The 16,303-nt window shown below is 41.0% G+C and carries 19 protein-coding genes; 4 read left to right on the forward strand and 15 right to left on the reverse strand.

Annotated features, from left to right (window positions below; genetic code table 11):
• Nucleotides 1–35: 35 nt before the first annotated feature.
• The 4 genes from J4E76_RS01270 to J4E76_RS01285 form a co-directional block, all read right to left on the reverse strand.
• The gene (locus tag J4E76_RS01270) at nucleotides 36–2,348 is read right to left on the reverse strand and encodes a DPP IV N-terminal domain-containing protein (RefSeq protein ID WP_208500665.1); all 2,313 of its coding nucleotides are present in this window, start codon (nucleotides 2,346–2,348) and stop codon (nucleotides 36–38) included.
• 154 nt (nucleotides 2,349–2,502) lie between these two features.
• Nucleotides 2,503–3,060, reverse strand: coding sequence for a DUF2911 domain-containing protein (locus J4E76_RS01275; RefSeq protein WP_208500666.1), 558 nt, complete (start codon nucleotides 3,058–3,060; stop codon nucleotides 2,503–2,505).
• A gap of 61 nt (nucleotides 3,061–3,121) precedes the next feature.
• Complete coding sequence (locus J4E76_RS01280) at nucleotides 3,122–4,354, reverse strand: nucleoside recognition domain-containing protein (protein WP_208500667.1); 1,233 nt, start codon at nucleotides 4,352–4,354, stop codon at nucleotides 3,122–3,124.
• A gap of 9 nt (nucleotides 4,355–4,363) precedes the next feature.
• Nucleotides 4,364–5,053, reverse strand: a complete 690-nt coding sequence (locus J4E76_RS01285; protein ID WP_208500669.1) for a 16S rRNA (uracil(1498)-N(3))-methyltransferase — start codon at nucleotides 5,051–5,053, stop codon at nucleotides 4,364–4,366.
• Nucleotides 5,054–5,109: 56 nt separating this feature from the next.
• Here J4E76_RS01285 and J4E76_RS01290 point away from each other — a divergent pair, with 56 nt between their 5' ends.
• A complete protein-coding gene (locus J4E76_RS01290) occupies nucleotides 5,110–6,585 on the forward strand; it encodes a glycosyltransferase family 39 protein (RefSeq protein WP_208500671.1) in 1,476 nt (491 codons plus the stop codon).
• A 52-nt stretch (nucleotides 6,586–6,637) separates the two neighbouring features.
• Here J4E76_RS01290 and J4E76_RS01295 read toward each other — a convergent pair whose 3' ends face one another.
• Together J4E76_RS01295 and J4E76_RS01300 are read right to left on the reverse strand one after the other, a co-directional pair.
• Nucleotides 6,638–7,102 carry a hypothetical protein gene (locus tag J4E76_RS01295; RefSeq protein ID WP_208500672.1) on the reverse strand — a complete coding sequence of 155 codons (465 nt, stop codon included), beginning with the start codon at nucleotides 7,100–7,102 and terminating at the stop codon, nucleotides 6,638–6,640.
• A 116-nt stretch (nucleotides 7,103–7,218) separates the two neighbouring features.
• Nucleotides 7,219–7,476 carry an acyl-CoA-binding protein gene (locus J4E76_RS01300; RefSeq protein WP_208500674.1) on the reverse strand — a complete coding sequence of 86 codons (258 nt, stop codon included), beginning with the start codon at nucleotides 7,474–7,476 and terminating at the stop codon, nucleotides 7,219–7,221.
• A gap of 61 nt (nucleotides 7,477–7,537) precedes the next feature.
• Between J4E76_RS01300 and J4E76_RS01305 the strand changes: the two genes are divergently transcribed.
• On the forward strand, nucleotides 7,538–8,182 hold the full coding sequence (locus tag J4E76_RS01305) for a porin family protein (RefSeq protein WP_208500676.1): 645 nt from the start codon (nucleotides 7,538–7,540) through the stop codon (nucleotides 8,180–8,182).
• A 31-nt stretch (nucleotides 8,183–8,213) separates the two neighbouring features.
• Here J4E76_RS01305 and J4E76_RS01310 read toward each other — a convergent pair whose 3' ends face one another.
• The 6 genes from J4E76_RS01310 to J4E76_RS01335 form a co-directional block, all read right to left on the reverse strand.
• Complete coding sequence (locus tag J4E76_RS01310; protein WP_208500678.1) at nucleotides 8,214–8,651, reverse strand: hypothetical protein; 438 nt, start codon at nucleotides 8,649–8,651, stop codon at nucleotides 8,214–8,216.
• 34 nt (nucleotides 8,652–8,685) lie between these two features.
• Nucleotides 8,686–9,270 carry a DUF998 domain-containing protein gene (locus tag J4E76_RS01315; protein ID WP_208500680.1) on the reverse strand — a complete coding sequence of 195 codons (585 nt, stop codon included), beginning with the start codon at nucleotides 9,268–9,270 and terminating at the stop codon, nucleotides 8,686–8,688.
• A 5-nt stretch (nucleotides 9,271–9,275) separates the two neighbouring features.
• Nucleotides 9,276–9,800 (reverse strand): DinB family protein, encoded by a 525-nt coding sequence (locus tag J4E76_RS01320; RefSeq protein WP_208500681.1) that lies wholly within the window; start codon nucleotides 9,798–9,800, stop codon nucleotides 9,276–9,278.
• A gap of 66 nt (nucleotides 9,801–9,866) precedes the next feature.
• Complete coding sequence (locus J4E76_RS01325) at nucleotides 9,867–10,649, reverse strand: DUF2268 domain-containing putative Zn-dependent protease (RefSeq protein WP_208500682.1); 783 nt, start codon at nucleotides 10,647–10,649, stop codon at nucleotides 9,867–9,869.
• A gap of 122 nt (nucleotides 10,650–10,771) precedes the next feature.
• Nucleotides 10,772–11,128, reverse strand: a complete 357-nt coding sequence (locus J4E76_RS01330) for a hypothetical protein (RefSeq protein WP_208500683.1) — start codon at nucleotides 11,126–11,128, stop codon at nucleotides 10,772–10,774.
• Between the two features lie 163 nt (nucleotides 11,129–11,291).
• The gene (locus J4E76_RS01335) at nucleotides 11,292–12,182 is read right to left on the reverse strand and encodes a 3-hydroxyacyl-CoA dehydrogenase family protein (RefSeq protein ID WP_208500684.1); all 891 of its coding nucleotides are present in this window, start codon (nucleotides 12,180–12,182) and stop codon (nucleotides 11,292–11,294) included.
• A gap of 85 nt (nucleotides 12,183–12,267) precedes the next feature.
• On the opposite strand from J4E76_RS01335, the gene J4E76_RS01340 reads away from it, so the two are divergent.
• A complete protein-coding gene (locus J4E76_RS01340) occupies nucleotides 12,268–12,933 on the forward strand; it encodes a copper homeostasis protein CutC (protein WP_208500685.1) in 666 nt (221 codons plus the stop codon).
• Here the strand turns inward: J4E76_RS01340 and J4E76_RS01345 are convergent.
• Nucleotides 12,930–13,643 carry a hypothetical protein gene (locus tag J4E76_RS01345; protein ID WP_208500686.1) on the reverse strand — a complete coding sequence of 238 codons (714 nt, stop codon included), beginning with the start codon at nucleotides 13,641–13,643 and terminating at the stop codon, nucleotides 12,930–12,932. The two genes, J4E76_RS01340 and J4E76_RS01345, sit on opposite strands and share 4 nt — an antisense overlap.
• A gap of 24 nt (nucleotides 13,644–13,667) precedes the next feature.
• Nucleotides 13,668–14,774: an endonuclease/exonuclease/phosphatase family protein gene (locus tag J4E76_RS01350; protein ID WP_208500688.1), complete on the reverse strand. Its 1,107-nt coding sequence runs from the start codon at nucleotides 14,772–14,774 to the stop codon at nucleotides 13,668–13,670.
• Nucleotides 14,775–14,821: 47 nt separating this feature from the next.
• On the opposite strand from J4E76_RS01350, the gene J4E76_RS01355 reads away from it, so the two are divergent.
• Nucleotides 14,822–15,667 carry a S1 RNA-binding domain-containing protein gene (locus J4E76_RS01355; RefSeq protein ID WP_236017254.1) on the forward strand — a complete coding sequence of 282 codons (846 nt, stop codon included), beginning with the start codon at nucleotides 14,822–14,824 and terminating at the stop codon, nucleotides 15,665–15,667.
• Nucleotides 15,668–15,936: 269 nt separating this feature from the next.
• Here the strand turns inward: J4E76_RS01355 and J4E76_RS01360 are convergent, their stop codons facing one another.
• Nucleotides 15,937–16,302, reverse strand: coding sequence for a hypothetical protein (locus J4E76_RS01360; protein ID WP_208500689.1), 366 nt, complete (start codon nucleotides 16,300–16,302; stop codon nucleotides 15,937–15,939).
• Between the last annotated feature and the right edge of the window lies 1 nt (nucleotide 16,303).

The raw sequence follows: 16,303 nt of genomic DNA on the forward strand, positions 1-16,303 counted from the left end.
AAATTGAGCTGGCATTTCTAGATTGTTATATCTGATTAATTACCATCGGGTAAATCAATCTCAACATTGTTGCGATAGTCACCCAGCAAGTGCTCAGCGAAGAAGTACCACATCATCTGCTCATAATAGTCTCTCTTACTACCATATCCATGACGTGCCCCAGGAATCGGCATGTAATCAAATCGTTTACCTGCTTTGATCAATTCATTGGCTAAACGTAAACTGTTGGCTGGGTTCACATTGTTGTCACGAGTACCGTGAGTGATCAACAAATGACCTTTGAGGTTCTTGGCAATTGAAGGGTTGGTCTTCACTTTTGCCTTCCATGTGGTTTCTGTATACTCATTACCGTCATCGTCTTTCTTTTTCTTGTCAACTCGAGTAATGCCGTTGTGCGTTTCACTCCACCATTTGTTATAAACGTTATTGTCGTGGTTACCAGCAGAAGAAGCCGCAGCATCATAGAAGTCAGGATACATTAACATAGCAGCTGTAGACATGAAACCACCTCCAGAGTGCCCGAAGATACCTACGTTATCCAAATCAATGAATGAATGCCTTTCTGCAAGTTGTTCCAATGAACGCTTGTCATCGGCTAGGGCATAGTCTCTGAGGTTCTCATAACCATAAGTATGATAATACTTGTCTCTTAATGGACTACCGCCTCTATGGCCCATACTTACAACGATAAAACCTAGTTGCGCAAGCGCAGTATTATAGCGACCAGTAATCGTAAAGTCGTTGACAAAAGACTCCGTCTGAGGTCCAGGATACACATATGAAATCACTGGATACTTCCTCGTTGAATCGAAGTCAAAAGGCTTATACATCACTCCATAGAGATCGGTAATTCCGTCATCAGCCTTCACCATGAAACGCTCAGGCATTTTCCAGCCGGCTTGGTGGAGTAGGGAAAGATCAGCAGTCTCTAGGTCCATAATTACATTGCCATTACTGTCTTTTAAAACTGATTTTGGCACCATATCTACTGCAGAGTAATTGTCTACATAGTACTTGGCCGATTCAGACATACTCATGAAGTGATTGGCAGGCTCAGTACTGATAGGTCTAAAGCCTGAACCGTCTAGGTTAGCTTTGTACATCAACGCATAGTAAGGGTCAACGCCTTGTTCTCTACCACGTCCTACGAAGTAAACTTTTCTTCCAACAGTATCAACTTGCTGAATTCTTCCTGTTACGAAATAGCCGCTATTCGTGATTTTATTCTTAAGGGCTCCAGTATTGCCGTCATATAGGTACAACTGGCCCCAGCCGTTTCTTTCTGACCACCAGATCAAGTCTTCTCCTTCGTTAAGAATTGACAATTGAACATTAGGGGAGTATATGTATGGATAGTTAGCATCAGTGAATAGCTCTTTTAACTCACCTGTATTGGTATTGATCGAAACTACGTCAATCGAGTCGTTAGTTCTATTCTGACGAGTCATAAACATTCTATCTGACGTTTCTCCCGGTAGGTAAGGTCTAATGGTCTGGTCAATGTATTTATCAATATCAACGTCAATTCTGTCCTTGCTGGGTATATCAAATATGCTTAGGTAACTCTGAGGAACATCTTGTTCTCCTGGCATGGCGTATTTATAGATTTCTACTTCTGGTCTTGGGTTACTCAGGTCATCAATGACAAAGAGTTCTTTAACCTTTCTTGAATCTGACCGTGAAACGTAGATTTTAGATTCATCTTTGAACCATCTGGCCGCTGCTCTAAACCTTTTGTCTTTGGTTGTATCGCCTCTGTCAAAGCCATAGCTAAACCATCGCTCTCCATCATCGGCAAGTAAGATTTCTGTCGAATCGGGATCATCAGCCTTCATCATGTAGAGATCGTAATTCTTAGCATAGGTGATGTACGTGCTGTCAGGAGAGTAGGTAGCCCAATTGGTACGCTTATCTGCCTTTTCAGTTGAATCACCCTTAGTAATAAGCTTACTGTTGATGTCGAAGTGATAGTCAATGCTGTCCACCATAAAAGTGAAAGTCTTGTTATCATCCTCTAATTTCCATGCCTTCATACTCAGGTTTCTGTGATCCCAAGGCTTACTAGTTAATTCACTTAACTGAGCGGCAAAGTCGAAGTTGTCGAACAACATTGACTTTGTTTTTCTGGCTGGATCAACCATGTAAAACTTCTTTCCTTCAGTTGTGGTATAAGAATACCAGAATTTGTCGCTGTCTTTAAACCACCTAGGGTTTACCCTGGTTGTCTTAAGCATTTTACGAAGATTGGTCGATTTGAATTTCTCAGCTGCCTTGAAGTCTGCCTTGTGTTGTGAAAAAGCAGGACTTACAAACAGAGCCAAGATTACAAGTAGTATGATTTTTCTCATAATGTGGTTGATTTGAAACCTAATGTTATGGCTTGAAAACTATTATTGCAAACGGTTTATGCTACAGCCCTTATTCTAGGGATAAGCGGAAATAAAAAAGGCCCCAATCTCCATAGTGTAGGAGCGGGGCCTTAGTTTTTGCTTTAGTTTTCTTTTAGAACTTGATTGGCATTTCGGCAATTGTATTGCCCCAGCCTACAACCATATGTGCACCGCCATCTACTTCTTTAAATGCTACGGATAGTGCTTCTACAGAATCGCTGTTAGTACTAATCGCTCCGGCTACTCGAGCTACTTCTTGACTACCATCCATAAGGAAGTTCCCCCATGTATTGAGTTTTGAATGAAGAACGAAATCCCAGTTGTTTCCTTTGACATCAATGAAAACAGCATAGGTGCCTGCTTTTACTGTTTTGTTACCTACAGTTACATCACTGTAAAATGTGATTTCAGAAGCTTCATTAGCGCCAAATCTCCACATTTTACCGTCAGGAACTAGCTTAGAAAGCTCACGATCTTTCAATTGAGGACGGCTGTAGTAAAGTTTGATCTTGGCTTCAACTCTTGGCCCTCTGAATTCAGCATTTGCTGAATTACCAGGAAAAAATGCAACATCTAGCGGACTAGGGTCTAAACCTGGGAATTTTTGAGACTGCGCACTCAAAGCAGTGCATGCAAGTGCGAGTGTAATTAAAATTAGTGTTCGTTTCATGGTTTTATCTGTTTTAATAAAATGATTTAACTGTCTTCGTATCTAGAAGGTTATAAACTTATTAATAGAAGAAGATGTACGAGATAATGATGGCGGCTATTATTCCCACAAAGTCAGCTATAAGACCTGCGGTTGCGGCATAGCGTGAGTTCTTGATTTTAACTGCACCAAAGTATACAGCTAGAACATAGAAAGTCGTCTCCGTAGAGCCTTGCAGTACACTGGCTACACGGCCTGGAAATGAGTCAACACCAAAGTTGGTATATGTCTCTAGCATAGCAGCACGAGCTCCCGATCCACTAAGGGGTTTCATCCAAGCCACAGGCAGCGCGTCCACAAATTCCGTGTTAACGCCTAAGAATTCAAAGAAAACTCTGAATCCATCATTGATAAAGTCTAGTGCTCCTGAGGCTCTAAAAACACCGATGGCTACGAGAATGCCTACTAGATATGGGATAATCTTGATAGCAACATTGAAACCATCTTTGCCACCTTCTATGAGAGACTCATAAACATTGACTTTGTTCTTCATTGCCATTACGATGAAGAAAGACACGATGCCCAGTAAGATCAGAGCCGCTACAGTATTCGAAATCGTGGTGACTTGCTCTTGGGGAATAGACTGAAAGTAGAGTAGTGCTGCAACGATAAGCACAGTCAAACTGCCGATGTAGGCTAATACTACTTTGTTGAAAAGGTTGATCTTTTGAAAGATCGATACGGTAATTAAGCCAGCTAAGGTAGAGAAGTAGGTAGCCAACAATATTGGAATAAAGATATCCGCAGGATTGGCTGCTCCTTCAGTGGCTCGGTAGGCCATAATAGAAACTGGAATCAGAGTTAGACCGGAAGTATTTAATACCAAGAACATGATCTGCGCATTCGAGGCCTTTTCCTTTTCTGGATTTAGCTCTTGCAAGCCTTCCATAGTTTTTAGGCCTAATGGCGTAGCCGCATTGTCAAGGCCTAGAAAATTCATTGAGAAATTCATCATCATAGGTCCGAAGACAGGATGGTTCTTTGGAATGTCTGGAAATATTCTTGTGAAGAGAGGGCTAATTGCTCGTGCTATAATGGCGACAACTCCACCTTTTTCGCCAATTCTCATAATCCCCATCCAAAGGGTTAGTGCACCTGTAAGTCCAAGGGAGATTTCAAAGCCTGTTTTGGCCATACTGAAGGTGCTCTCCATCATTTCAGGAAATACCTCCGTATCGCCAAAGAAAATAAGCCTAATGAGTGCTACGATAAAGGCAATTAAGAAGAATCCTATCCAGATGTAGTTTAGGGCCATAGGACAATCTTAAGGAAATAAATTCAAAATATGTACTGCTGCTACCCCTGCTGTCTCCGTCCTCAGTCGACTTTGGCCCAATGATACCTTTTGAAATCCTTTGGCGATAGCCAAATCAACTTCTTCCTGAGTGAAGTCTCCTTCAGGTCCAATCAGTACCAGGTTGTCTTCTCCAACATCAGACTTTAGCTCAGTAGGGTTATCAAAATCGACATAGGCAATGAATTTGTTATCACCATCTGCTGCTGCTAAAAAACTCTTAATGGTAACCATCTCGTCTATTAGTGGAAGGGTAGCCTTGATTGACTGTTTCATGGCGCTGATTGCCTTTTTTACTAATCGATCAGTCTTTAGAACTTTTCTTTCAGAATTCTTAGTGAGAATAAAAGAGATTCTATCAACCCCAATCTCAACCGCTTTTTCAACAAACCATTCGGTTCTATCGAGATTTTTGGTCGGGGCGATTGCAATGTGTCTATAGCCTTTTTGCTTTGATTCTTCTTTTTTCTCAATGACCTCGAACTCACACTTCTTGTGATTGTCTCCTGTAATTCGAGCCTTATAAAAGGAGCCTTTACCATCAATCAGTTGAATTTCCTGACCAAGCTTTAAGCGTAACACTTTAATGGCATGTCTAGATTCATCTGCACTGAGGTGATGAATTCCATTGACTAGTTCGGGTTGATAAAAGAGTTGCATCGCTTTGTCTCACGAAAATATAAAGAGTAAGTGGCTAATCAACTATATTCGTTTTAATGATGCCCAAGGAGTTTATCGATTCCCGAAAATATCGGAGTATTCAGCTGTTGTCTAATGTCTTTTTTATTGCCGTTTGGTATCTGGCAAATGACGGTTTGGCCTTCTGGGATGACTTTACCTATGTTAATTTCGCCCATCAAATCAGTCAAGGAACCTTTGAGATCACCAATAATCACTTCACCAGCCGAGTAGGCTTACTTTATCCTGTCTCTTGGTTGATCGATATTTTCGGAATTAATCAGTTTACCATTACCATATTTCCGCTTTTATGTGCCCTGATCATCCTGAATCTGCTCTTTTGGATAGGGCATAGACATGGTCATTGGATTGGTATCATTTCAGGTGTATTGCTTATCGCAGACTATCATACCATCACTTTTGTGACGCATCTATTTCCTGAGATTCCAATAGCCTTAGGGGTTTTTATTGCCTTGCTATGCTATGATTTTGTGAATAGAAGAGAGGGAGATTATCGCCTTCTGGCCCTTTTAATGGCCCTTTCACTTTTTGGTGCCTTTCTAATTAAAACCAGTATTCTGATCATTTTTCCGCTCTTTGTCTACTTGGTTTTCAATGACTTTAGAAGAAAGAACAACAAGGGCTTTTGGTACATTTCTGTCAGCTTACTGGTCTTCTTTTTCTTGTTACATGGCTTTTGGTATCATGAAACATTTGGAGACTTCTTCTACAGGTTTAATAACATATCAGATAATCACGAAGCAACAGTGAAGACCTTCTTTGATAAGGATGCTGTTGAAATTTTAAAGCGCCTTACTTACTTGCCTTTCCTAGGCTTTCTAAGGGGAGGTTTCTTTATTCCCTTGGGTTTTGCGCTACCAGCCCTATTGACATTGAGTAGAAACGATTGGCGATTGAATAAGCCAGAAACGCTATGGCCAGTAGCGAGTGTTTTGATGATTGGCTGCTGGTGGTTTATCAGTACCAATTGGAAGTATTATAGTCCTATGCCAGTTGACACAAGGCATATAACATTTGTTATCCCTGTTTTAATTATGGCTGGAGCCTATTACTGGTCTGACAAGGTAGTGTTTGCCAAAATCATGGGAGCCAAGCTCAAATGGCTGCCATTGGCCGCTATGCTGGCTATTCCTGCTTATAAGGTTTATAAGTCAGGAGACAAGAATTACAAAGAGCTGGAAGCAGTAGTAATTACTGAATTTGTCGAGAACAAGGCCGCACAAACCATTATTACAGATGGCCTCGTCTCATATGGGGCGGCTTACTTTTACGATTTTGAAGTGTCCAATGATACTTATCAGTGGTGGGTAGAAATGGACTTCAATGAAATAAAAGTAGGAGACTATTTGCTTGTGAATGAACCGACACTGAACGATCGGTACGAAGAACCTGGCTATTTGTCTCTCTTACGGAATAGCATTACCTCCAAAGGCTTGAGACTTGAAACTATTTATGAGGGCAAGGTGATCCTACAAGTCATCAGGGAGCAATAAAAAAGCCATTCCGACATATCGGAACGGCTTCTATTATGTTTTTAGCTATTAACTAGCCTATTTTTCTCAGTTGCTCTTCACCAGCTTTCATGACGGCATATTCTTTCCATTCTGAAAACTCTTGTTCACCAAGTACTTGGTCAGCAGAACCTACTTCTGGGGGAGTGAAGGTAAAACCTGATTCCCACCATTCTCTAGCATACTGCCTTGCTTGATCTTTATCAATTTCAAATTGAGTGACCTGACCGTCACCAACTAACCAAGGTTTATCCTTGGAACTGTATTTCTGAAAAATCATCGTTCTCATTTTGGTGCCCATTTCATCGTTTTTCTCGAAATGTGCCTTGGAGTAAGCCAAAGTCTCCGGCTCAATCATTTTATTATCCCAAAATCTTTTTGATTTGATGATCTGTGCGGAGGTAAGCAAGTAGCCCTCTCCGAATTCTAATAGTGAACCCTCTAATTCGCACGCTCGTGCAGGTTTCTTTTTCTTCTTACCGAAGCTGAATAATCCCATTGTTGTTAATTCTATTTTGAGTTTTAAAACCGGGCGCAATATGCGAATAATATCCCAATTTTTAAATAACCTTTTGTTATACGAGTGTAAACGATTTCAGGGTTCAATAACTTGCCCTAAACGGATTTTAACCTTGTTATAAGGTCTATGTACTGGCTCATGGCCGATTCAGTACTGGTACCTGTTAAACTTTTCCAGGCATTGTATTTAGCGGCTGCTTTAAAATCAAAACCACCCGGAGCATCGCCAGTGCAATCTCCCTCAGTTGCTTGTTTGTAGAGTGAGTAAATTTTCAATAGATCTTCGTTTGAAGGTCTTTCGGATATGGAAGAAGATGCTTTTACTGCATTTTCGAAGTCGGTTTCCAGTGCCATGTGAGTAATTCCTGTTAATTTTAGGCCGAATGTATTGATAATTTGTACGATTATCCAAACAATGATTACTAAGCTGAAAACCCTACTGTTGATTTTGGTTACCATGTCTTTACCGGCATTGGTTTCAGGCCAGGTCTATAGTACGGATCATCAGGCTGGAGCGATTCTGAAAGTAGTTAGTGCACGGATGAATATCAATAGTGAGTTGGTCAGCACTTCGAGTACAGAATCGGAGGTAGGCTATCAGTTTGGTGGTTTCTATCGTGTCAATATCGATCGAATATATGTCCAGCCAGAAGTGCTCTATTCTAAGATTAAGACACAACTCGTATTCAATGATTATAACGGAGTGCCTGGTTTCAATCCGCTTGCCCAATTTGAATTCAATACGCTAGAAATTCCAATCAATATCGGTTACCGGATAGGAAACCTAAGACTGATGATGGGACCATCATTTAGTATTCTTTTATCTGGGGAGCGCTCATTTCTAAATGATGTAGAGAAAGTGACTTCGGAATATAATCGCTCCAATTTTATGTGGCACTGGGGAATAGGAGGTGACTTTGAACGCATATTTATCGATATCAAATACGAATCTGGACTAAGCAAAACCGGAGAGAGCCTGAGTAATCTTATTGGCCGAGAGTTTGTGCCTAAGCAAAAGCAATGGGTGTTTAGCGTTGCCCTGAATTTGTTGAGGGATTAGACTTTAGAACGTTTTGCCCAAAGTCTGCCATTTACTTTTTGATGGTAAAGCCGTAAGGAGCCTTTAAGGTACCATAGTCGTACATGTTGATATAAATAGATACTGTATCGGTTGAGCCTTCCCAGGTAACCCTGTAGTTGTCTAGCATGGCTTTCCCCATAAAACCATTTTCACTCTTTACTGGACAACAGCTCCCTGACCTGAAATAGCTAACTTTTTCGCCATTAGGGCCAGCAAGAGCATTCAAGAATCTTCTTTCGTTCTTAGGCCCTTCATTTTTGTCAACCCCACCAACTTGAACGGGTTTCTTCTGTGACAGGCCGTAATTCTTATCTGTCGAAACCTCGGTTAATAAGAAGGTCTGGTCATTAAGGAGTTGACTCCTTACAGGTTTGATATTTGCTGCTGGTTTGGATGCAGTACATGACGATAAGATCAGAATTAGAATAAGAGGTATAAACTTTTTCATTTCAATTTCAATTTCAATAAAAAATGAGTTAATCTCAATTGATTTGTAGCTCTTTCTCTGAATTAAGCATTGAAATAGCTGTTACCAAAGTCCAACCGAAGACAACACCAAAAACTAATCTGTGGGTCATCGGCATGGACAATAATTCTGTAGCACCACCTATCATAGAAGTTACAAGCAGCAGGGCAGCTACATTAGCTCTTAGCTTGATGCTTTTACTTTGTGAGTGATTGGCACTTATTCGGGCCAAGCCAAACAGCCAAAAGGCCAGTGCTAGACAAATAGCTACTACATGTGCCTTTGAAAACGCAGAATCAACTTCCCCAATGTCAATAGGAATTGAGGTGAATGCAAAGCCTAATCCAAAAAGAGCCAAAAGAAGCCCTGCAGACCGATCCTTTAGTACTTTTCCGTAGGTGATACCGAAACCCATAAGAAGCAGTCCAACCAGCCCAAAGCCAATAATGTTCCACCAAATGGCTAAGGGTTGACCATTAGCTCCTAGTTTACTAATCACATCATTGACAAAGTAGAATTCTTGATTGAGAAGCCCAAAAATGAGGAGGGCAAGAGAGAATAGCGAAAATGCTAAAACACCAAAAGTACCGGCAGTCTTCATATTCTCTAAACCTGATAACGCTCTTGAATGATGGTAATATGGTGTCTTTCATGACCAATGATGGATTTCAGAAACTCTTCTAGGGTCACTTCATATTGTCTTGCTTGGCCCTTGAGGGCCAATTGGAATGCTGAAAACCCTTCGATAAGGCTAATCGAAGCAGCTCTGACATTTTTGAAGTCATTGAGAAGCTCAACAAAGCTTAATTCGTCAAAACGACTGCCATTCACTAGAGATTCCTGATCATAGCCCCAAAGTTCTAAATCTTGTCCTCTGCTTAAAAAGAAGGCTCTATTGATTTTGATTCTTTCATGATCAACAATGTGTCCAACTACCTGCTTAATACTCCATTTATCAGGCGCATAACGACTATTCGATGTTTGCTCATTCAAGGAGTCGAGAAATTCAAAGGTGTCGTTTGAACGAAATAACGAGATTGCTCTGTCGCTACCAGCAAGGCCTAAATAGTAAGGAAATCCATCTTGAGGTAAATACTTCATATCCGCTATGAATGTATTTAAATATACCATCCACTCCAAGTTGATGGTTTCACTGAAGCCTTTCGTTTCAATTTTAGGTTCTTAGCCATTGAGAGGTTAGTGAGAGAAGGAACTGGCTGACTTGTCGTGTAATTTGGAAGGTAGCTCTTCTGGGTTATCGGTCAGATGTTTTCTGACCAACTCAAAACCAATTGAATAACCTGTCCATTTAGGAATATTACTATTTGTCCCCAAAAACCAGGCATTGTGGTTATAGGGTGTTTCGTTCCATATGCCTTTTGCCGAACTTATCCATTCCTGCAATTGTGGGCCTTCTAGCGCTGTGGACCAAGGTGGTTGTGCTATACCCGCGACTTCTATTGAAAAATGATCTGCTAGACCTTCGGATATTACTGCTTGAAGAAGTGTACTACCGTATCCAACAGAACGTCTTCTTTTTGCATGGTGTATTTCGTGCGCCAATAAGCTAATTAGATCATCTTCTAAATTTTTTTCAAGTCCAGAAAAGTTAATGTCTAGTGCAATAATGATTTCTTCCTGACTTGGATTAAATCCACCAATGCCGAAACCAGATGGGATCATGTTTGGGTTCTCAACAATGCGTATGTCAAGACTATTAATGGGCATAAGCTCGGTGATTTGAGAGATACCTGAGGCTACTTTATCTTCGATTGTATTTTTAAGTCTCGATGATAATCCGTTGAGTTCAAATACTAGACAGATGTCATTATCATTTAAGACGGAATAAGAAGAATGATGACATGCTAAGCCTTCATCAGTTTCAGCGCAGTTTAAGGCTAGTAGTGTGCTCGAGATAAAAAGGCACAAAACAAGCCTTCTTAATGGGCGGATATCATGAGAACTATGATTTGCAAACATTCTTGGTCCCTCAAACTAAATAGTAGTCATTACGAAGTTGTTGATGAAGGAGGTTAAGGAAATGGCATATTTTGAGACGAACAACAACGGATGTGGTGAACGTCAATTCTATTGGATTAGAATTAGTCCTTTGTCCAAACAGAACTATCCTCTATTCTTCTTATAGAATTAGCGTCAATAATCTCAAAACCAATGTTAAAAGAACTTGTTATACCCAGATCGATAATGATTTGACTACCGTTAACTGAGTAATTTCCATTCATGACAATGTCACCACCACCAGCGAGTAAGGACACCTCATTCTCGTTTGTAAACTCCACCCATTCTGTGCAATTCATTTCAGGATTACCAGTATTATCACAGTTTGGGATTTCACGAGTGAACCTTGTCTCAACCAAGGCAGAGGTGGTTTCCTCTTCACAGGAAGTTAACCCGGTGAGTAATAGCAAAACTGAGAGAATGAAATATGACTTCTTCATGGCTTATAATTTAACGAATTACCTAAGTCAAAGACACACTTGATCATCACAAGGTTGTTAAAAAGCAAAAAGCCACCACGATTTCTCGCAGTGGCTCTGGTATTCTTGTAATCAAGGAGATTGCCACGGTGTCCTTTGAGACAACCTCGCAATGACGAGAACTTTATTTCTTAAACTGGTTCGATACAATTAGGTCTTTAGTGCCATGTCCCCAAGAGTAGAATCCCTCACCAGACTTTACACCTAGATAGCCGGCAGTCACCATATTTACTAACAATGGGCAAGGAGCGTACTTAGGATTGCCAAAACCTTCGTAAAGCACGTTCATAATAGACAGGCAAATGTCTAGACCAATGAAGTCAGCCAATTGTAAAGGTCCCATTGGATGTGCCATACCTAGCTTCATCACAGTGTCGATTTCTTCTACTCCGGCAACACCTTCGTGCAGCGAAATAATAGCCTCGTTAATCATAGGCATCAAAATACGATTGGCAATAAACCCTGGGTAGTCATTGACCTCAGTTGGCACTTTGCCTAATTTCTTAGAGGTCTCCATAATCAATGAAGTCACCTCATTGGAAGTCGCATAACCTCGGATTACCTCTACCAGCTTCATTACCGGTACAGGGTTCATAAAGTGCATGCCAATTACTTTATCAGGTCTTTTTGTGACAGAACCAATCTTAGTAATAGGAATCGAAGATGTATTAGAAGCGAGGATACAAGAAGGTTTTGTGAACTCTTCAAGGTCTTCGAAAATCTTTAGTTTGATGTTTACGTTTTCCGTAGCGGCTTCCACTACCAGATCGGCATTCGATACACCTGTCTTGAGGTCTGTATGGGTGGTGATATTGGATAAGGTGGAAGCTTTTTGATTCTCATCAATCTTTTCTTTGGCCACCATACGGTCCAAGTTCTTTTCGATCGTTTTTAGGGCACGATCTAGTGCATCTTGAGAGATGTCGATCAAGTTTACTTTGAAACCACTTTGTGCAAAAACATGGGCAATGCCATTTCCCATTGTTCCCGAACCTATTACTGAAATTTGCTCCATTATATTATTCTAGTTTTCCTGTGCGCAAATATAAAAGCAACATCGGCAATAATTGTTTAGCTTCGGATTTATTGATTAAACGGTAATGATAAAGCTCGAAATATGTGCTAGTTCTATTGAGTCTGCATTGAACGCTCAAAACGCAAAAGCTGATCGTGTTGAACTCTGTTCGGAACTTTCGGTTGGAGGGATCACGCCTAGCAAAGGGATGATCCAAATGGCGAGAGAGTTGCTGGATATCCCTCTTTATGTGCTGATTAGGCCAAGATCAGGTGACTTCCATTATTCCATAATGGAATTAGAAATTATGAAAGAAGATATCGCCTTCTGTGCCGAAATAGGATGTAATGGAGTGGTCATTGGAGCCCTTACCGAAGACCGCAGGATAGATGAAGCCAAAACGATGCTCTTGATGCAAGAGGCTGGCTTTATGGATGTTACTTTTCATAAGGCCTTTGACGAAGTACAGAATCAATTCGAGGCGCTTGATACTTTGAAAGAAATGGGTGTGCAAAGGGTGTTAACCTCAGGCGGAGCCGAAACGGCACTGATGGGTATGGACACGCTTGGTGAACTGATAGATGAGGCCGATGATGAAATCATTGTCATGCCAGGGGGAGGCGTTAGGCCAGAAAATATCGAGCAACTGAAAGGTCTTGGGGCTACCGAGTATCATAGTGCGGCAATGCTTGATGGTGCTAAGCATTCCGACTTGGAAACGATTAATCGCTTAAGAGGAGCATTAAGTTAGTTAGAGTCTTCTCCCCATAGTTCAAGTTCTTTTTTTACCTCAATAAGAATCAGGCTATCACTTCCTCTGTTATTGATTGTTGAGTTCCTAAGGCTGTAATAGCCCTCGATTATCCTCCCTAACTTATTAACTGATAGGTTGCTAAAAAGAATCGATCGGTTAGCAGGAGAGCCGCCTGCTTTCAAATTGAGCTGATCCTCAATCTCGTAGAATTGCTTTACATAATCGTTGATCACTTCCTTTCGATTTATCCTGCTTTGGTTATTGCGAAAGTGCATTTGAAGCTTGCCTTTGAGGTCGTCATTCTTAATGAATGAGTAATACTCGCTATCCAGTTTTTCATACTGAGGGGACACAAAAACCCATGGGGTCAAACTATTGATGACACCGTCATTAATCAGGTTAATGATAGAATCGGCACTAGCTCTTGTCGGAGTGGCCATAAGGGAGTCAACGGCCTCAAGCCGGTTAATTGTCCCTTGGATGTAGCCTTGACCATTGGAACGTATATATTCAGAGTTTAGCTCGTAATTGAATTTACCTTGGTTTTCCTCAAGGTCACTTTTGAAATCTTTTAGGTGGCGTATGTACTCGTTATCCCTGGCACGTTCGTCCTTGATGCCATCAAAATAGAAAGCACCATAAACGCTTAGGAAAATCAGTAACGCTTCACCAAACCATCGACCAATTGGCTTTTTATCTCGTCTCATAGCCGAAATCTACTAAAAACGGGCCTATTTTAATACTAAGTCTAATAGAATGGGTAGGTGGTCACTATAACCACCAATGTATTTTGGGCCTTGGTAGGTTCGAAAGGGTCGAGTGGCGCCTGTGGCACCTTCTGTGATTAAAAATGGCATATCAAAGATTTGGGCAGTTCTTCCTAAGATTGATGTCTTTGCTGAACCATTCATCAATGCCCCAGTAACAATGAACTGATCAATTACGCTCCAGTTATTTTGAAAACTGTGTGTTCCAGTATTGAACCTGATCGGGTACATCAGGTTGTAAAGGTCTGAGGACTGTAGTTCACTGAGGTTATTATTTACGGCCAAGCCATCTATAATGCTATCCTCTTGTGGCTCATCATTGAAATCACCAGTCAGTACAATCAAGGTTTCGGAGTTTAATGAGAGCAAAGAATCTACTTTACTTCGAAGGATCTGGGCTGCGCGCATTCGTTTCGGTTCTGTTTCAAACTCACCACCGTACTTTGAGGGCCAATGGTTTACAAAGAGGTGGAGAGTGTCCTGGTTGGGTAGCTTTCCAATGACATGAAGAATATCTCGCGTCCGACTTGCCGTATCAAAGGGGAATGTCAAGGGGTAGTATTCATAATTGATCAATTCAAACTTATCTGGCCGATAAAGTGCTGCCACGTCAATCCCTCTATTGTCCGGAGAGTCTTGATGAATAATCTCGTATCCCGCGGTTTTCAGTGCGGTGAAGCCAGTCAGACTGTTTAATACATAGCGATTTTCAACTTCGCATAGACCAATCAAGGCAGGAGGTTCCCAGCCACCAATCGCCATTATGGTTTGAGCGAGACGTTTCTGTTTCGTTTCATATCGCGCTTTGTTCCAAAACCTTCCACCTCTTGGTAGAAATTCCTCATCCATTGTCGTGGAATCGTCAAAGTAATCGAATAGGTTTTCGACATTATAGAATACTAGTCTGAGACGATTGTTGTCACGCGCAGTTTCATTAAAGCTTTCTGAGGCTAGGTAGGGTTTTGCCTTTTGTGCGAGGCCGCAAGGGGAGATGCAGAAGGTCAACAGCACAATCACAATCCACTTGGGCAGAATATGGAGAGATGTAGATTGAGAGACCTTTTTAATCATACCTTTGTGCGTGTTTAAGTGAAAATACAAAGACGAAGAGACTTTAGATGATAGAGATAGGAAAAATTCAGAAGTTAAAGATCGCGCGAACAGTAGATTTTGGCTGCTATTTAAACGATGGGGAAGACCTTGCCGATGAGGTGTTAATTCCTAAAAAGTTTCTACCTGAGACATATGAAATAGGGGATGAATTGGAGGTGTTCGTGTACACGGATCACATGAGTAGACCTATAGCAGTCACCCGTATGCCGAAAGGCCAAATTGGAGATATGGTAGGTTTGAAAGTAAAGCAAGTGACTGACTTTGGTGCATTCCTTGACATCGGGCTAGAAAAGGATCTCTTTGTTCCAAATAAAGAACAAGCTATCGATATGGTAGAGGGAAGGTCTTATTTGGTAATGCTGCTGCTCGACCACAAGACCAATCGCATGATTGGTACCAGCAAGGTATCAGCCTTCTTAAGTAATGCTTGCCAACTGGCAGTAGGTAATGAAGTGAAGGTCCATATTTGGCAAAGGACCGACCTTGGTTTTAAGGTGGTGATTAACGAAATGTGCCAGGGCTTGATCTATAGTAATGAGATTTTTGAGGAGCTGACAATCGGTGATGAAAGAAGAGCATATGTAAAAACCATTAGAGAAGATGGTAAGATTGATTTGTCTCTCCAGAAACAGGGTTATGAGGCGGTGAAAGATATGAGTACAGACATCCTTGAGCAGCTGATCTCAGCGGGAGGAGTACTCGAAATGGGGGACAAAAGTAGCCCAGAAGAAATCAAGGAAGCCTTCGGAATGAGTAAGAAGAATTTTAAGAAGATATTGGGCGGGCTTTATAAGGCCGGAAAGATTGAGATTTTCGATTTTCAGATCAGGCTTAAAAAAGTGGAAGGTTAGCCTGAGGAGTAGCTAACCTTCACCTAAACTACCTATAAAACTAAAACTAACTTTGAGCTAATTTTAATCTTTACTGACTCACCATTTTAACGAGTAAAACGATTGCACGAAAGCCAATAAATCAATCAGCTTATTCATCTGATTGGTTCTTAATTTATGTATTTTTTTCGATTTGAGAAATAATATTCTTGAAAAAGTCCGAAGCAAAAAACAATCAGTTGCTGAATGCCTAATTAGCCTTATTTTCTACTAAATCATTAGTTGGTTACTCATTTGATATTCACTTCGTTGGCAATACCGAGAGAGGTGAATCGAATCTCAAGAATACGGGGATCTTCAGGGCTGTTTTCGCAGGCAGGCGAAGGGTCTATGTAATAAATATAGAATGTCTGACTTCTTGAATAGAGTTCTTGATCTTCAGGTTGGCCGAGCGACTTAATGATGGTCTTCTGGTATAAGCCCAGAAACTTTGACTTTACTTCAATCAAATCATCAATCAGTTCGACACGATCGCCCTTGCATCCATTCAGATCCTCTTTCCACTTTTTAGTATCAAAGTCACCTAAATCGTTGGGCTTGGAGCAACCAAGAATAAGGCCGGTAATGGTGATGATGAGTAAGAAAGATCGCTTCATA

Origin of the sequence: Roseivirga sp. E12 (assembly GCF_017592825.1) — a bacterium.
Lineage (GTDB): Bacteria > Bacteroidota > Bacteroidia > Cytophagales > Cyclobacteriaceae > Roseivirga.

Bases quoted from the DNA above. Each gene is read 5' to 3' on its own strand.
- J4E76_RS01270 (WP_208500665.1), bottom strand. From the start codon at position 2,348: ATGAGAAAAATCATACTACTTGTAATCTTGGCTCTGTTTGTAAGTCCT.
- J4E76_RS01275 (WP_208500666.1), bottom strand. From the start codon at position 3,060: ATGAAACGAACACTAATTTTAATTACACTCGCACTTGCATGCACTGCT.
- J4E76_RS01280 (WP_208500667.1), bottom strand. From the start codon at position 4,354: ATGGCCCTAAACTACATCTGGATAGGATTCTTCTTAATTGCCTTTATC.
- J4E76_RS01285 (WP_208500669.1), bottom strand. From the start codon at position 5,053: ATGCAACTCTTTTATCAACCCGAACTAGTCAATGGAATTCATCACCTC.
- J4E76_RS01290 (WP_208500671.1), top strand. From the start codon at position 5,110: ATGATGCCCAAGGAGTTTATCGATTCCCGAAAATATCGGAGTATTCAG.
- J4E76_RS01295 (WP_208500672.1), bottom strand. From the start codon at position 7,102: ATGGGATTATTCAGCTTCGGTAAGAAGAAAAAGAAACCTGCACGAGCG.
- J4E76_RS01300 (WP_208500674.1), bottom strand. From the start codon at position 7,476: ATGGCACTGGAAACCGACTTCGAAAATGCAGTAAAAGCATCTTCTTCC.
- J4E76_RS01305 (WP_208500676.1), top strand. From the start codon at position 7,538: ATGATTACTAAGCTGAAAACCCTACTGTTGATTTTGGTTACCATGTCT.
- J4E76_RS01310 (WP_208500678.1), bottom strand. From the start codon at position 8,651: ATGAAAAAGTTTATACCTCTTATTCTAATTCTGATCTTATCGTCATGT.
- J4E76_RS01315 (WP_208500680.1), bottom strand. From the start codon at position 9,270: ATGAAGACTGCCGGTACTTTTGGTGTTTTAGCATTTTCGCTATTCTCT.
- J4E76_RS01320 (WP_208500681.1), bottom strand. From the start codon at position 9,800: ATGGTATATTTAAATACATTCATAGCGGATATGAAGTATTTACCTCAA.
- J4E76_RS01325 (WP_208500682.1), bottom strand. From the start codon at position 10,649: ATGTTTGCAAATCATAGTTCTCATGATATCCGCCCATTAAGAAGGCTT.
- J4E76_RS01330 (WP_208500683.1), bottom strand. From the start codon at position 11,128: ATGAAGAAGTCATATTTCATTCTCTCAGTTTTGCTATTACTCACCGGG.
- J4E76_RS01335 (WP_208500684.1), bottom strand. From the start codon at position 12,182: ATGGAGCAAATTTCAGTAATAGGTTCGGGAACAATGGGAAATGGCATT.
- J4E76_RS01340 (WP_208500685.1), top strand. From the start codon at position 12,268: ATGATAAAGCTCGAAATATGTGCTAGTTCTATTGAGTCTGCATTGAAC.
- J4E76_RS01345 (WP_208500686.1), bottom strand. From the start codon at position 13,643: ATGAGACGAGATAAAAAGCCAATTGGTCGATGGTTTGGTGAAGCGTTA.
- J4E76_RS01350 (WP_208500688.1), bottom strand. From the start codon at position 14,774: ATGATTAAAAAGGTCTCTCAATCTACATCTCTCCATATTCTGCCCAAG.
- J4E76_RS01355 (WP_236017254.1), top strand. From the start codon at position 14,822: ATGATAGAGATAGGAAAAATTCAGAAGTTAAAGATCGCGCGAACAGTA.
- J4E76_RS01360 (WP_208500689.1), bottom strand. From the start codon at position 16,302: ATGAAGCGATCTTTCTTACTCATCATCACCATTACCGGCCTTATTCTT.